Below are 15,754 nucleotides of genomic sequence, written 5' to 3' on the forward strand. Positions count from 1 at the left end.
CTCCGCGCCCCGACGGGCCTCACCCCCCGCGCCGCGCACACCCAAACTTGTGGTGTCGGCCCCCGCGGCTCTGGTCAGGCGAGGTCACTCACCATACGGTGGGTGCGTCGGCCTGTGCCGTTCGCTCACTCAGGAGCGCTTGCGGCGTGCGGCGACAATTCCGGCAGCACCCGCGGCCAGCAGCGCGAGGGCGCCGACCACCCATGCGCCGACCTCGAGGCCGGTACGAGCGAGCTTCGGCTCATCGGTCGAAGTCTCGTCTGCAGGCGTGACCGGAGCGGCCTCGGGCGTGATGTCAACGCTCAGCGTCGACTCCGCCGTCAGACCGTTGGTGTCGGTCACGATGTACTTCTGCTCGGTGACCGGCCCAGTGTAGTTCGGATCATCAGGGGTGAAGGTCGAGACGACCTTGCCATCCTCCAACCAGATCTTCCAGGTTCCCTGACCATCGACGTGCTTGGTCTTCTGCCCATTGTCGAAGGTGACATCAGTCAGCGGACCAGTGCCCGGAATGGTCTCCGGGTGCAGCGTCGCAGTCTCACCAGGCTTGATCGTCTGGTGGTCCGGCTTCGCCTGCGGCGGCACGTTGATCTTGACGGTCAACGTTCCTTCAGCAGTCTCACCGTTGGTGTCGGTGACCTGATAGGGCTGCGGGGTGACGGGGCCGAAGTAGTCTTTCTCCGGTGTGAACGTCGCGATCGACTTTCCGGTCGACTCGTCCAGTGTGATCGTCCAGGTGCCTTCACCGGGCACGACCAGCGTCTTGCCGTCATCAGTCGCAGCCGGATCGGTGAACTTCACGTCTGAGATCGTTCCCGAACCAGGAATCGTGTCTGGATTCAGAGTGGCTGTCTGATTCGGGTTGATCGTGACGGTGGAGTCACCGGTGGCGGGCTTGATGATCACATCGAGCTTGCCCGTTGCGCTGTTGCCGTTCTCATCCGTGACCGTGTACGACTGCTGCGTCACCGGACCAGTGAAATCAGCATCAGGCACGAACTTCGCCGTGGGCTTGCCCTCAACCAGCTCAATCGACCAGGTGCCCTCACCAGGCACGACCTTGGAGGTCTCACCGTTGTCGAACACCGCCGACTTGATCGGCGCCGAACCCGGCACCGTCTTCAGATCAGACAGCTCAGCAGTCTCACCCTGAGCAACCGTCACCTTGTCGTCACCCGTGGCGGGCTTGATGATCACATCGAGCTTGCCCGTTGCGCTGTTGCCGTTCTCATCCGTGACCGTGTACGACTGCTGCGTCACCGGACCAGTGAAATCAGCATCAGGCACGAACTTCGCCGTGGGCTTGCCCTCAACCAGCTCAATCGACCAGGTGCCCTCACCAGGCACGACCTTGGAGGTCTCACCGTTGTCGAACACCGCCGACTTGATCGGCGTCGAACCCGGCACCGTCTTCAGATCAGACAGCTCAGCAGTCTCACCCTGAGCAACCGTCACCTTGTCGTCACCCGTGGCGGGCTTGATGATCACGTTCAGAGTGCCCTCGTTCGAGGAATTTCCGTTCGAGTCGGTCACCGTGTACTTCTGTGAGGTCACCGGCCCATGGAATCCATCGATCGGAGTGAACGTTGCACGCGGCTGGTTGTCCACAACGGCAATCGTCCAAGTACCCTCACCAGAGACGAACTTGGTCTGGGTTCCGTTGTCGAAAGCAGCCGAAGTGACATCACCCGAGCCCTTTGTCGCCGTCGGAGACAGCTGCGCAGGCTGACCCTGATCAACCGTCACAGTGTCATCACCAGTGGCGGGCTTGATGATCACATCGAGCTTGCCCGAAGCGGTCAGGCCGTTCTCATCCGTGACCGTGTACGGCTGCTGCGTCACCGGACCAGTGAAACCGGCCTCAGGAACGAACTTCGCCGTGGGCTTGCCCTCGTTCAGCACGATCGTCCAGGTGCCCTCACCGGCAACCACCTTCGTGGTCTCACCGTTGTCGAACACCGCCGAAGTGATCGGCGTCGAACCGGGCACCGTCTTCAGATCAGACAGCTCAGCAGTCTCGCCCTGAGCAACCGTCACCGAATCGTCACCCGTCGTCGGAGGGGTGCTCACAAACACATCGAGATTGCCTGTTGCCGTCAGCTGATTCTCATCAGTGACGGTGTAGGGCTGTGTGGTTGCCTGTCCGTGGAACGAATCCTCGGGCTTGAAGGTCGCCTTGGGCTGACCGTCATCACCAATCGTGATCGTCCAGGTTCCTTCGCCCTCAACGGTCTTTGTCGTCTGACCGTTATCGAATGTCACTCCCGTGATCTTCTTGCTCGAACCGAACGTGGTCGTCGGAGCCAGCTCCGCGGTCTCGCCAGGGTTGATGCTCTTCGAATCATCACCGGTCTTCGGCTTGATGATCACATCGAGCTTGCCCTCAGCGGTCAGACCATTCGAATCAGTGACGGTGTACGGCTGCTGCGTCACCGGACCAGTGAAACCATCCACCGGTACGAACGTCGCCGTGGGCTTGCCATCAACCAACTCGATCGTCCAGGTGCCCTCACCAGGCACGGCCTTCGTGGTTGCACCGTTGTCGAACACCGCCGAAGTGATCGGGCCGGTACCCTGCACCGTGTTCAGATCAGTCAGCGTCGCAGACTGACCCTGCTCAACGATCTCCTGATCGTTACCAGTGGTCGGGGGCGTGTTGATCGCCACCGAGAGGTTACCCTCCGCGGTCAGACCGTACTGATCAGTGACCGTGTAGGGCTGCGGGGTCACAGGGCCGTTGTAGTCCTGCTCCGGAGTAAAGGTAGCCTTCTGCGAAGTCTGACCCTGCTCATCAGTGACCGGCTCGATCTTCCACGTGCCCTCGCCAGGCACGACGAGCGTCTTGCCGTCATCGGTGGCAGCGGGGCTGTTGAACTTCACATCTGTGATCTTGCCCTTGCCAGGCGTCGTCTCTGGGGTGAGCGTCGCCGTCGTGTTCGGGTTGATCGTCTTGGAGTCGTCACCGGTCTTCGGCCCATTGGCTGTTAGCTCCGCGACACACGAGGAAGCTCCGTTGGCCGGAGTCTGCACAGTCGCGCTCTTGCCATCTGCAGAAACGTCAGGCTGCACCTCAGTACCGTTGACCGTGCACCTCCATTTGAGGTCATAGGCGTCTTCAGAGGTTTTGCCCGAAGTCTTCTCCACCGTGTAAGTGGTCGGCGTCTGGTCTGACTGCCCCAGGAACGGTTCGTTCGATGTGGTTTCTCCATCATTCGAGGTAGCGTCACCGCCGGTCGATGAGGTAGTGGTGAAGCCCGCATCCGACCCGCCCTTCTGCTTCACGTCAACACCCGGAACCGCCGTGCTGAACACGAGGGCAAACGCGACGCCCTGTCGAGAACTCGCGTAGGCAGCGTTATTGAATGACGAGGTGATTGTCGTTGGCGCATCAGCGCTCACCATCAGGATGCCGTTGGACTTTCCAACTGTGTCTGCCGCCTCGCATACGACTGTGGTCGTGCCAAGCCCTGACGCTGCACCGGAGCCGCCGACACATGGCTGCAGCCAGTTCGAGCCAGATGGCACTGCACGCGTGTACTCGTTGAGTACCTTATCGGATGTCCAGGTGAAACCTTCGTGAGTCGGACCCGTCGACTCGGCGTCAGCCATCACGAGCGAGTAGCCAGACGTGACGGCTTTGTTCTCTTTGCTGTCCCATACTGAGATGTCATTGAGAGATACGGAGTCGCGTAACGCGAAGTCTTTGCTGACGTCTGGCGTAGACACCGGCTGGTACAAGGCAGGCTTACCCTTCGTACCCAGGTAGTATCCCTGACCACTGTGCGTGCTGCCGAGTACCGATCCGCCCCATGTGGGGAGTGCGGTCGCTTCGACGCCGTTTGCGCCGTCTGCACCAGCTTTGACCGTGGCCTTGGTCGTGATCACATAGCGCCCCAGGGTGATCGTCAAATCTCTGGTCACCCCATCAGGGTTCGCCATGAGCTCAGCAGCAGAAACGCTACCGAAGCTACTCATGTCGATCCAGCAGAGCGCATCGGCTTTCGGGCCGCCCTGCCCGTATGAGCACCCGCCCTGGTCTTCGTCAGCAACAGCTGACGTGGCAAAGCCGGCGATACTGCCGCCCACCACGAGAGCAGTCGCCACACCACTGGCGACGATGCTCTTCACAGAGCGACGGAGGATTCCGTCTCTCGATTTGAGTTTTCGCAATCTCTTGCACCTTTCGGTCTTGCGGGCGCACAGGCGGTCGCCTGTGTCAGTGTGATCGTCCTCAGAGAGTGGCAGTGGCAGCAGATCAACAGGTCGTCCGAAGTTACCGCTGTGCTCTTGAAAGACACTGCGTAAACGCTACCGACATAGCACCTCCCTTTGCTCGCACACCCCCCGCCCTCCGAGACGAACGATATTTGCTGCTCACTGCGCCTGATTACTGGGCACGCGGGGCGTCAACAGCGAGAACTCGCAGCCAGCTCCAGCGAGTTTGTATCGAAGGTTAACCCTGCGTATTCACCCTGATCGAGTCACCCCCGCAGCTTCACAACTCTCAATCGCACGAGCCTGAGACTCGGCAGCGCTGCGCACTCAACACCGGGCACGCGCCACGGCACCCGACATCACACCCACTTCCCGCGCAGACACCCACCAGCATCCGGGTGAATCTACAGGGTGATTTAATACAAGCCAACACCTTCTTTTGATGCAGTCGACAGCATGGTGACCAGCTCTCTGAGGCCGCATGACCCCAGTCGCAGAGGGCCTATTCTGGTCTGTCAACGCTTTCAGCGGGGGATCCGTCCCCGGCCACCAGCAGGTTTTACTAGTTGAGCTCTCACCCGAGGAAGAAGAAAATGCAACGTTGGGATGCTTTCGATTTGACGCGAGTAAGCCGCGACTGGGAATCAACGGTGATGTCTTCATCTGGAAGCTGGACTGAGCCGCCACGAGAATTCGCTTGTGGTCGGCAACATCATGGTCTCAGACGTATGCGTTCGAGGTCAGCCCACCACCGCTGTGCACCAATGACGTTCACAGAGACAGCACTCGGACTGAACGCCGCTAGGGGAATTGATGAACACCGACATACCAGACACCTCTCGAGACTATGGGGCGACCCCGCTCGGCGAGGTGCGCCTGCCGACCTACCTCGTACCGCGCCCTCATCTCGTGCAGCGAATCGTCGACACTGATCAGGTGTGCGTAATCCGTGCACCGCTGGGGGCGGGAAAGACCACTCTGCTTCGTGAGTGGATGAATCTGCTTGGTCAATGCAGCGTGTCTCCCGCAGTGTTTATCGTTCCTTCGGGCATCTCACCAGAGACGTTCACGCAGCTTGAGAACGATCTTGTCGCGACACACCTGCAGTACCTCAAGAGCCACGACAATCGTGGCATACGGCGAGACGTCATCGTGACCATAGACGGTTGGGAGCCGGCCGACGACGAGCACCTCGCTCCGTGGCTGGCTGACCAGCTGGCTGCGCATCCCTGGCTGGCTGCAGTCATCACGACCCGAGCAAACACCGCCCTTGAATCCGACCTTTCCCTGCTGGGCGGCACCCTCAACATCATCACCCCTGGCCTCCTGCGCTTCACCGCTGCCGAAAGCGCTCAGCTGTTCGAGAACGTCACGGGCGCGGCCCCGCTGCACGGGTCCCGCTTCAGCGGCCTCCCGTTTCTCACTATGCGCGAAGCACAGCACCATACCGCTGACCGACCCCCACACCCGGCAGATCCACGCCCGCTGGCCATGAACCTCTTGCAGACCTCACTCGCCCAGCTGACTGAGGAATCGACTCGTCGGGCACTCATAGCCCTCTGCAGCCTGCAGACGCTTGAGGCCGCCGCGCTCTCATCGCACAGCGGGCAGAAGACGGTGCGTGAGCTCGAATCGTTGGGCGTCGCCTATCAGCTCACAGACCAGCGACGTCTCGTGCTCTGCGAAGACTTCGAGCTCGTCAGCACCGGTCGCCTGCCAGGAGTCTCACGCGCCGAGCAGTGCAGCGCACTGCGCTGGTATGCCCGACTCTGCATGCGATCTGGCTGCTGGTGCTCTGCGTTTGAGGCCTATGTTTCTGCCGGAGACCTTGATCAGGCCTCCAAACTCATCTTCAAGACTCATCCGGCCCAAATCGTGCTCGGCCTCGATCGCGTCGGAGACTCCCTCAGCACGCTGACCCCGAAACAGTTCATGCGACACCCAGTTCTCTGCGTGCTCTACGCAAGCTGGCTGTTACGCGTACCCGGCCAGCAGCGGCAAGCCGGCGCTCTCTTGAACCTGGCTCTCTATGGCGACAGCAAAGCCTTCGTCGAGACCAGCTCAGCTGAAGACGCACTTGGCCAGCTGCTCTGGCACCACACACGTATGAACGCCCAACGCCTTGGTGTCATCGAAGGGGATGCGTTGGCCGAGAGCGAGCTCATCAAGCGAGTCATCCGCACCCACCGCACCGAACTGATGCAGACACGCTACGCGCTCATGCTCGAGTTCCTCGAACGTGCAGCAGAGACAGAGCTCGTCCGAGGCAAGCCCGCGCTCGCAATCGAGACGATCGCCAACGAAATTCCACCGATGAGAATCGATGCGGCAGAAGCTGACGAGTACGGTCTGCGCAAAGTCACTCTGGCCGCCGCCTACATGATGCTGGGCCAGCGCACCTCTGCCGAGCGCCTGGCGCTGTCGCCTGAAGACCTCATGGTCCGAGGCTTCAACGCCGAAACTCACGCGCACGTTTCGCTCAGCGTGCTCTATCAGGTGTCGGCATGCCTCGAAGACCAGCAGTACGAGCAGGCCAAAGAACTGCTGCAGCGATACTCGCAGGGGCTTGAGTCCTATGATGCGGTGCACCTGCTCGCCCAGGCCCAGGCCAATACTGCGATCTGCCTGCAGCGCGCACGTGAAGGCCTCATAGACCTACGCGAGCTGCACACCCGCCTCGCCGCAGATCGAGTCGTGGATCGTTATGCGCTCGCATCGATGATCTTGGCCGAAGCGAACCTCACCTTGGCAACCGGCCAGATCGGCGAAGCCCAGCGCATGGTGCAGGCCGTCTCTCGAGACCTCGACCGGCTCGATTCCGGCCTGTTCCTGGCACGATGCGCCCTCGCCCGTCAAAACTATGCCCGAACACGCACTGTGTTGGCCGGGCTGCCCCTGCCGAAGCCACTCGACGTTCGACGAAGGGCGACCGTGGGCCTGATCAGCGGCATCGTCGAGATCGGCGAGCAGGCCACTAATCGAGCCGCACCTCTGGTGAAAAACGCAGCGCACCTTCTCTCCGAGGCACAGCTGACCATGCCACTCGTACACCTCGATTCGCACTCACGCGCACTCTTGGACTCCTTTTGCTCAGCCTCCTCTGACGTCAACCTTCGAAGCTGGGGCGCCCAAGTGCGCAGCCTGCCGACCCAGCTCATGGTCAAGGGTCGCGGGCTCGAGCACGAGGTTCTCTCTGAACGCGAACGCGTGGTTCTCAACGAGCTCATTGAGTCTTCGGGCCCAAGCGGAATCGCCGCGCAGCTCTCAGTCTCTGTCAACACCGTGAAGTCTCAGCTGAAGAGCCTCTATCGCAAGCTCGACGCGCACAACCGTACCGAGGCCCTGGAAGAGGCCGTAAGACGCGGGCTGGTAGACCTACCGGCAGGCCACATCGAACCCGTCGAGTCCTAGGCCACCTGAAACGCCCGTCGACGCGGCTGCGCGATTACTCGTCTACGCTCAGAAGATGACCGAGCACCCTGCCACCACCCCGCTGAACCCGCCCGGCGACGTCGACCGCGGCATCCGCTTGCCAGGCTTGGTGAATCTTCGCGACATCGGCGGCCTGCCGCTCGCGAACGGCGGGCAGACGCGACCCCAGCGGCTCTACCGCAGCGCCGCACCCGGTGCTCTCGACCCCGCTGCCACTCAGTGGTTCGAGACGAGCGGCATCGACACGATCGTCGATCTGCGCACCACGTACGAACGCACGAATCTGCCCACGACGCTTGGCGTGCGCCGGCCGATCCAGACGATTCACCTGCCGCTGCTCGAGGGTTCGCTCCAGGCGAGCCTGTCCGGGCTGCCGACTCTGCCCGATCTCTATCGCGGCATGCTTGATGACGATGCAGCCGTGTTCGCCGCGGTCGCACGTGACATCGCCGAAGATCGCGGCGCAGTACTGGTGCACTGCACAGCTGGCAAAGACCGTACCGGTGTGACCGTCGCGCTGCTGCTGCTCGCCGTCGGTGTGCCGCAGGATGCCGTCGTCGCCGACTACGCCGAGACGACCGCGAATCTGGCCGGGCGCTGGCTGCAGGGCACGCTCGCGAAGGTCGAGGCCGCCGGCGCCGTTGTGACGGATGCCCTGCGCACGCTGATCGCCGAGGCTCCGCCCGAAGCGTTGGAGGCTGCGATCGACCACCTCGACACTCGGTATGGCAGCGCGGTGGAATACCTGCTGCGCAACGGGCTCAGCGATGCCGAGGTTGCGGCGCTGCAGAGCTCGCTGAGTGTCTGATGACGGCGGCTCTGGCAGTGGTCTGCCCCGTTTGCCCCGCAATCACTCTTTCTTCACCTGGTTTCTGACTGAGCTGTGCCACCACTGGTTCAACCGCGGGCGTCTTCGTGTGACTTGGTCTCAGGGTACCTGCGGCGATTGCTCCGTCTGCACCGCGATTGCTTAAGATCGAGCGATTTCGGCCAATCGGTGGTGGCGTCGTCCAATCCACGCATGTGCCTCGCGGCGCGGAGGAGTGCACGGTGCCATGGGTCACATGACAGGGCGGCACAGGGCAGAGACCCAGGTGCAGGGCGGCACAGTGTGCAGCGCGTTATGTCCGAGCTGACCGTCAGGCGCATATCATCAGTGCATGGATGCAGCGACCGATCTGCCGAACAGTCTGGAGAACCGTCTCAGAGACCGCCTGGGCGCAGCCGCACTCATGCGACTTCGTGCCGGTGAGTCAGTACTCTGGCCAGATCCCGACGTGCTCGCCGTCGACGAGGCGCTGGCCCAGAAGTCGGCGGCCGCCGAACTCGCGGTACCAGCGCCTGCTGCAGCATCAGCGACAGCAGCAACACCTGTCACAGCACCAGATACAGCCACACCAGCACCGTCGCAGTACCCCTCGCTCGGCTTGGCAGACATCGCAGATGCGACCGAACGCCTGCGCAGATTCGCCCCGTACATCGCACAGGTCTTTCCCGAGACCGAGCGAACGCTCGGCATCATCGAGTCGCCGCTGGCAGCGGTGCCGAGTCTGCAGCACCGGCTCAGCGACCGCCTCGGTCAGTCAGGCGTGTCAGCGGATGCTGCGGCACCGTCACCAGACCGGGCGTCGGCCGGTCATGCGGGCGCGAGCATGGCATCCGCAGACACCATCGACAGTACCCAGACCGGCAGAGCCCAGCCCAGCAGTACCCAGACCGGCATGTCGCTGCCCGGCACGCCGTTGCCTGGTACCCCGCTGCCCGGCAACCTGTGGCTGAAGCTCGACAGCCACCTTCCCATCTCGGGTTCGATCAAGGCACGCGGCGGCATCTACGAGGTGCTGCGTCATGCCGAGTCGCTCGCCCTCGACGCCGGCATGATCACCACCCGCGATGACTACCGGCGGTTCGCCGACCCAGCGTTCACCGAATTCTTCGCGCGGCATTCGGTGTCGGTGGGCTCGACCGGAAACCTGGGGCTCTCGATCGGCATCATGGCCGCGAAGCTCGGGTTCAGCACCACGGTGCACATGTCGGCCGACGCCCGCCAGTGGAAGAAAGACCGGCTGCGTCACGACGGCGTCGAGGTGCTCGAGTACGAGGGCGACTACTCGACGGCTGTGGCCGCCGGCCGCGAGCGAGCGCAGGGCGACCCACTGGCACACTTCATCGACGATGAGAACTCCCCCAGCCTGTTTCTGGGCTACGCCGTCGCCGCCCACCGGCTCAAAGCGCAGTTCGAGGCGCTCGACGTGGTGATCGACGAGGAGCATCCGCTGTTTCTGCACCTGCCCTGCGGCGTCGGAGGCGGGCCCGGCGGCATCACCTTCGGCGCGAAGCACGCGTTCGGCGACGCTGTGCACTGTGTCTTCGTCGAGCCAGCCCGCAGCCCCAGCATGCTGCTCGGCCTCGCATCCGGTCTCGACGACCAGATCGATGTGCACGCAGTCGGCCTCGACAACGTGACCGCGGCCGACGGGCTCGCCTGTGCCCGCCCCTCGGGCTTTGTCGCTCACACCGTTCGGCATCTGGTCGACGCCTGTGCGACCGTGCCCGATGCGCGCATGTTCGAGATGCTCGCCCTGCTGCACGACAGCGAGGGCATCGACATAGAGCCCTCATCGACGGTGGGCATCGATTCGTTCGTGCGGCTTGCGTCGCTGCCCGCTGACGATCCGTACCGCCTGCGGATGCGACTGACCGACGAGCGCATGGCTCGCGCCACGCATGTGGCCTGGGCGACCGGCGGCAGCATGGTCCCAGCCGCTGAGATGGCTGCGTACATCGCGCGCGGGCGGTGAGCTGGTCTCGCGCACAGGCTCATCCGTGAGAATCTGCACGCGAAGCCTGCTGACCGGGCCGCCCCTGCCGCCCGAAAGTACAGAACACACGGCCATCACTCGGTGATGCCCACGTCTTCTGCACACTCGCGTCAAAACCAGCCACAGCCTCCACCGAAAGTACAGAAGTTGTGGCCTTCGCGCGCTGATGCCCACGTCTTCTGCACACTCGCGTCGAAACCAGCCACAGCATCCACCGAAAGTACAGATTCGGCCCGCGCAGTGAGTCCCGTGCACGGATCCGCCGGCCGCGACACCATTCCGCTCAGATCAGCTCAATTTCAGCGGAACGGCGCCCGCCTCAGCGGATCCGTGCACGCGCCACGCTACCCCAGCGCGACAACGGGGCCAGAGCGCCCCGAAGACACCGCCCGCAGACCGATCGGCACGGCCTCGGCGGCACGAGCCGCAAGCGCCCCGCCCGATGACGCGGATGCTCCCCCGCCGCCCATGACCTGGTCGCGTTGATCCGCGCCCGGCCACACGACCGCCGCCACGTTGTCAGTGGGTTCGGGCAGCTGTGCGCCGACCAGCAGAAACCGCTGATCGAGGCTGCTGGCCGAGACGCGGTCGACGACCGCGTTGAGCGCTGCGCCCACCACGATGATCAGGTCGGGATGATCCTCCACCAGCTCCTGCAGCCGCGCGTCGTCCTGCTCTGCCACGGCGAGGTCGACGCGTCGCACAGCGTCGGCGTGCGAACGAACGGCCTCGATCACGGCCGCAGATGCGTTGCGGGCGTCGCCTGCGGCATCCCCCGGAACGACCACGACGACCGAGCCGAACCTCGCCGACGTCGTCGCGAGCGCATCTGGTGCGATCGTCGCGCCGGCGACGTCGACCACGTCTGCCGAGCCGGCTGCGGCGGATACGGCGTCCGAGCCGGCCTCAGTGGCTTCTGCCGAGAGCGTGGGCGCGGTCGTAGCGCTGAGAGGCTGCTCGGGCTGGGCGGAATCTGAGACGCAGCCAGCTGCCGCGCAGGCGATCCCCACGACGAGCGACGTTCCGCTCGCGATCACGACCAGACGGCGCAACGCCCGTGCCGCCCGCCGCGACGTCGGAACGGCCGACAAACGCGAGCGAGCGGCACGGGCCTGCCTCAGGTCGGCGACCGTCATCGCCGAGCCTCGCAGGTCATCGTCATGCGCGGCGACGCCGCACGATCAGGGTGACCGCACCGGCGGCCGCGAGCAGCAGACCGACGGCGAGGGCGGCCCCGGTTGCACCGGTCTGAGCGAGGTGCCCGGGCTGGTCAGCGGCGGGCTGGGCAGCGGATGCAGGAGACTGGCCAGCGGGCGACTGCGGCGCATCGTTCTGCCCCGTGCCCTCTTCGCCTGTGCCCTCTTCGCCTGTGCCCTCACCAGGCTCAGGCGTCGGCGTGGCCTTCGCAGCCACCGTCACCGTGCGCTTCGCGGTCGCTGTGTTGTTCGCGGCGTCAGTCACCGTGTAGGTGAGCGTGTAGGCACCGGGAGTCGCAGTGTCGACCGTTCCATCGACCTTCACCGAGCCGGTCAGGTCGCCATCGCGAACGTCGACGGCGCTGACCCCGTCGAGCGGGTCGAACTCGGCACCCTGTTCGATCGTGCCGTCAGCCGGCACGGTGAGCGCAGGCGCAGTCGTGTCGACCTTCTGCAGCTTGACCTCGTCGACGACGCTGTTCACCGGCTTGTCGTCACCCTTCTGCTCGCTGCGCAGCGTCTTCACGGTGATCGAGTCGTCGGTCACGGCGATGTGCGAGTAGTTGCGCACTTTCTCTTGGTTCTGCACCGAGGCGTACCAGGCATCGGGCTCGGTGATGTCGTAGTACTTCGAGCCGCTGGCCGAGTTTGCCGTGACATAGAGCACCTCGCCGGGCTTGGCGGTGACCGTGCCCTGCGCGGCGGTCTCGTCGGGGTTCGCGAGCTCGCCGTCCTTGATCAGGTAGGTGCGCGTGTACGAATGATCGTGGCCCTGCAGCACCAGGTCGAAGCCGGCGTCAGAGGCGATCGTGGGCAGTGCGGCTCGCAGGTCTTTGATCTGCTTGTCGTTGACGTGAGCTGCGATCGAGTAGATCGAGTGGTGGAACGCGAGCACCTTCCACTTGGCCTTGGCACCCTGTTCTTTCACGACCCGGTCGACGAACTCTTTGTGGCTGGCAGTGTCGCCGTTGTTCGAGTTGAGCACCACGTAGAGCACGTCTTTGTAGATGAACCAGTAGTCGCCGCCCGATGCTGTCGCGCTGGTCGCCTTGCCGTGATCCTGATCCCAGTTCGGCACCGAGAAGTGCTGCTCGTAGGCCTTCGACCCCACGTCGTGGTTGCCGTTGACCGGCACCAGCGGCACCTGGCGCATCTGCTTCGGCTTCAGGAACGTGTCGTACTCGTCTTCACGCGAGGCGGTGTTGACCTGGTCGCCTGCCGAGAACAGCATCTCGCTGTTCGGGTAGGTCTGCTCGGCGACGTCGACGGTGTCGACCCAGCCCTTCTCGTCGTTCGCAAGATTGCCCGAGGCGCCCACCTGCGGGTCGCCGAAGAAGAGGAACTCATAGTCGCCCGAGAACGCCTTGGTGGCGAAGGTCTCGGTCGCCGCCCAGCCGGTCGCGTCGCTGCCGACGCGGTAGACGTAGGTCGTGTTCGGCTCGAGCCCGGTGATGGTCGCGTCATGCGCGAACTCGCCGCTGGTCGTCTTGCCCTTGGCGGATGCGGCGATCGTCTTGGCCTTGTCGGCCGGGAACTGGTCGCCGGTCACGTCGGCCTGCTTCGCGACCTGCACGGCTTGGTCGGTCGAAGTGGCGGTGTACCAGTTCAGGCGACGCTGCGATTCGTCGTCACCGATGGTGAGCACCACGTCAGTGGGCGGGGTCGGGTCAACCGGAGCTTCGGGCTGCACCGGGGCAAGCGACTGCAGATCGAAGTAGACGTCGGAGCTGCTCTTGCGATCCTGGTAGAGCGCCACGGCGATCGTGTTCTCGCCCTCGTGCAGCGCGGTCGACGGCACGCTGAATGTCGCTGGTGCCGGATTGCCGTCTCCACTGCCGGCATACATCAGATTGCGCTGAGCCTCAGGCGCCTGCTCGACGCGTTCGTCCGAGAGCCCGGCGACCTTGGCGCCGTTGACGAAGATCTGCGCGCCGTCGTCGTAGAGTGCGGTGCCGGTGAACTCCGTGGCTGACGAGAGCTGCTGCTTCGTGACATTCACCTTGGTGCGAAAGTGGAAGGTCGGCACGTCGTCTTTGCTGTCGCCGATGTACTGGGTCAGCAGAGTGTTCGCGGTGAGGCCGCCGCCGATGCCGGTCGCAGCTCCGTTCTTCGCACCGAACGAGCCCTTGCCGCTCTTCCACTTCGAGTCGTCGAAGGATGCAGTGGTCCAGCTGAGTCGATCAGCCGAGCCCGCAGCCGGGTCAGTGTTGTTGTCTGAGTACTTCCAGGTCGTCGATGCGGTGCTGAGCAGCGGCTGAACCGCCTCGGCAGCGATGGCCTGCGTCTCGTTTGTCGTGCCGAACGAGGCGCCGACGACGAGCGGTGCACCGGCAAGGGCGATGCCGGTCATGATTGCTGTGAGTCTGGTGCGCCGACGGCCGGTGCCCGAACGGGCTCCAGCAGCGGGGAGGGGGGCGTTCACGAAGATGACTCCTCTGTTTCAGGTGTTTCGGGGCATGTCGTCTGAACGCCAGCAGTGCGATGCCGCAGACACGAGCACCAGGCCATCTGAGGTGATCAGACTCGGCGACAGTACGGCTCTCAGATGACGCCAAGCCTGATCACAGCTGAACAACAGGTGAAGCCAGCTCGGCTCCTTGCCTTTGTGTGACAGCACCTGCTGATTCTGCACAGGCGATGCCGGCCGAGCCAGAGCTGCCCCGGTGAACGCACAGAAGCTGTGGAATGACCCCACGAAAGTACAGAACGTGCCGAATGAGCCAGAGCCGCCCCGCGAAAGCACAGAACCTGTGGCCTCCGCCCGCTGATGCCCGCATCTTCTGCCGACTCGGATGAGAACACCCGCGCCCACACCCGAAGCTCTTCGTGCCGGCGGGGAAGCCGATGAGAACACCCACACCCACACCCAAAGTACAGAAGCTGTGCCCTCCACTCGCTGATACCCACATCTTCTGCCAACTCGGATGAGAACACCCACACCCACACCCGTACCCGCACCAACGCCAACGCCAACGCCAACGCCAACGCCAACACCAACACCCAAAGTACAGAACCTGTGGCCTCCACTCGCTGATGCCCACGACTTCTGCCAACTCAGCAAGGAAGTACCCCGCACCACTCACGCGAGTGCACAGAAGCTGTGGAATAGCCCCTCGAAAGTGCGGAAGCTGCGGCCTTCGCCACTGGCTCATGCGCACCGTTGAGCCGAGCAGCTCACCGCTGCAAAGAGCCTGAATACGAAGAATGGGCACCCAGGTGAACCCGGGTGCCCATTCTTTGTTCCAGTCGCGGATCAGCTCATCTCATCCGCAACCTCATCATCGCTTGTCTCAGCCTTGGCGACGACGACGTGCTGCGGCGATGAGCCCCAGGCTTCCAGCGATCAGTACCAGAGCGCCTGCCAGAATCGACCCTGCGGCAAGACCCGTGCGAGCAAGCGAACCCGGGCCTTTGTCGTCGGGCACGTTCTGTGCGGGGGGCGTTGTACCTGGTTCGCTCGGTACCAGGCTGATCGGGTTTTCGACCGTGAACTTCGCAGTCTCACCAACCTTGACCGTCACCGGATCAGAAACCACCGGAGTGCCCCACTTCGCGTTACCAACGGCATCAGCAGCATTCTCCTGAACCGTCACCACCGCACCAGCAGGCACATCAGGCGACGTCCACGTCCCACCAGCAGTCGTCGACCACACACCCTCACCAGCAGCAAAACCATCACCAGCAGGATACGAATACGTGCCCGAGAACACCTGATCAGCAGGCACCAAACCAGCACCATCACCAGACACGCTCTTCGTCACCGAGAACGCACCCTTATCAATCGTGATCGGGTTATCGACCGTGAACTTCGCAGTCTCACCAACCTTGACCGTCACCGGATCAGAAACCACCGGAGTGCCCCACTTCGCGTTACCAACGGCATCAGCAGCATTCTCCTGAACCGTCACCACCGCACCAGCAGGCACATCAGGCGACGTCCACGTCCCACCAGCAGTCGTCGACCACACACCCTCACCAGCAGCAAAACCATCACCAGCAGGATACGAATACGTGCCCGAGAACACCTGATCAGCAGGCACCAAACCAGCACCATCACCAGACACGCTCTTCGTCACCGAGAACGCACCC

7 protein-coding genes are annotated in these 15,754 nt (G+C 63.4%); 3 read left to right on the forward strand and 4 right to left on the reverse strand.

Features of this window, described 5'->3' with window-relative positions; genetic code table 11:
* Positions 1-129: 129 nt before the first annotated feature.
* The gene (locus F8O06_RS11465) at positions 130-4,128 is read right to left on the reverse strand and encodes an Ig-like domain-containing protein (RefSeq protein ID WP_158038672.1); all 3,999 of its coding nucleotides are present in this window, start codon (positions 4,126-4,128) and stop codon (positions 130-132) included.
* A gap of 900 nt (positions 4,129-5,028) precedes the next feature.
* Here F8O06_RS11465 and F8O06_RS11470 point away from each other — a divergent pair.
* From F8O06_RS11470 to F8O06_RS11480, 3 genes are all read left to right on the forward strand, one after another.
* Positions 5,029-7,626 carry a helix-turn-helix transcriptional regulator gene (locus F8O06_RS11470; RefSeq protein ID WP_225733492.1) on the forward strand — a complete coding sequence of 866 codons (2,598 nt, stop codon included), beginning with the start codon at positions 5,029-5,031 and terminating at the stop codon, positions 7,624-7,626.
* A 55-nt stretch (positions 7,627-7,681) separates the two neighbouring features.
* The gene (locus F8O06_RS11475; protein ID WP_158038673.1) at positions 7,682-8,455 is read left to right on the forward strand and encodes a tyrosine-protein phosphatase; all 774 of its coding nucleotides are present in this window, start codon (positions 7,682-7,684) and stop codon (positions 8,453-8,455) included.
* Between the two features lie 352 nt (positions 8,456-8,807).
* On the forward strand, positions 8,808-10,448 hold the full coding sequence (locus F8O06_RS11480) for a D-serine ammonia-lyase (protein WP_318655870.1): 1,641 nt from the start codon (positions 8,808-8,810) through the stop codon (positions 10,446-10,448).
* Between the two features lie 365 nt (positions 10,449-10,813).
* On the opposite strand, the gene F8O06_RS11485 is transcribed toward F8O06_RS11480, so the two are convergent.
* The 3 genes from F8O06_RS11485 to F8O06_RS11500 all read right to left on the reverse strand — a co-directional run.
* A complete protein-coding gene (locus F8O06_RS11485) occupies positions 10,814-11,605 on the reverse strand; it encodes a hypothetical protein (protein WP_158038674.1) in 792 nt (263 codons plus the stop codon).
* Positions 11,606-11,627: 22 nt separating this feature from the next.
* Positions 11,628-14,087 carry an immunoglobulin-like domain-containing protein gene (locus F8O06_RS11490; RefSeq protein WP_158038675.1) on the reverse strand — a complete coding sequence of 820 codons (2,460 nt, stop codon included), beginning with the start codon at positions 14,085-14,087 and terminating at the stop codon, positions 11,628-11,630.
* Between the two features lie 868 nt (positions 14,088-14,955).
* On the reverse strand, positions 14,956-15,754 hold a 799-nt coding region (locus tag F8O06_RS11500), incomplete at its 5' end, for a DUF5979 domain-containing protein (RefSeq protein WP_225733493.1).

Origin of the sequence: Pseudoclavibacter sp. CFCC 14310 (assembly GCF_008831165.1) — a bacterium.
Lineage (GTDB): Bacteria > Actinomycetota > Actinomycetes > Actinomycetales > Microbacteriaceae > Pseudoclavibacter_A.

Bases quoted from the DNA above. Each gene is read 5' to 3' on its own strand.
- F8O06_RS11470 (WP_225733492.1), top strand. From the start codon at position 5,029: ATGAACACCGACATACCAGACACCTCTCGAGACTATGGGGCGACCCCG.
- F8O06_RS11475 (WP_158038673.1), top strand. From the start codon at position 7,682: ATGACCGAGCACCCTGCCACCACCCCGCTGAACCCGCCCGGCGACGTC.
- F8O06_RS11480 (WP_318655870.1), top strand. From the start codon at position 8,808: ATGGATGCAGCGACCGATCTGCCGAACAGTCTGGAGAACCGTCTCAGA.
- F8O06_RS11485 (WP_158038674.1), bottom strand. From the start codon at position 11,605: ATGACGGTCGCCGACCTGAGGCAGGCCCGTGCCGCTCGCTCGCGTTTG.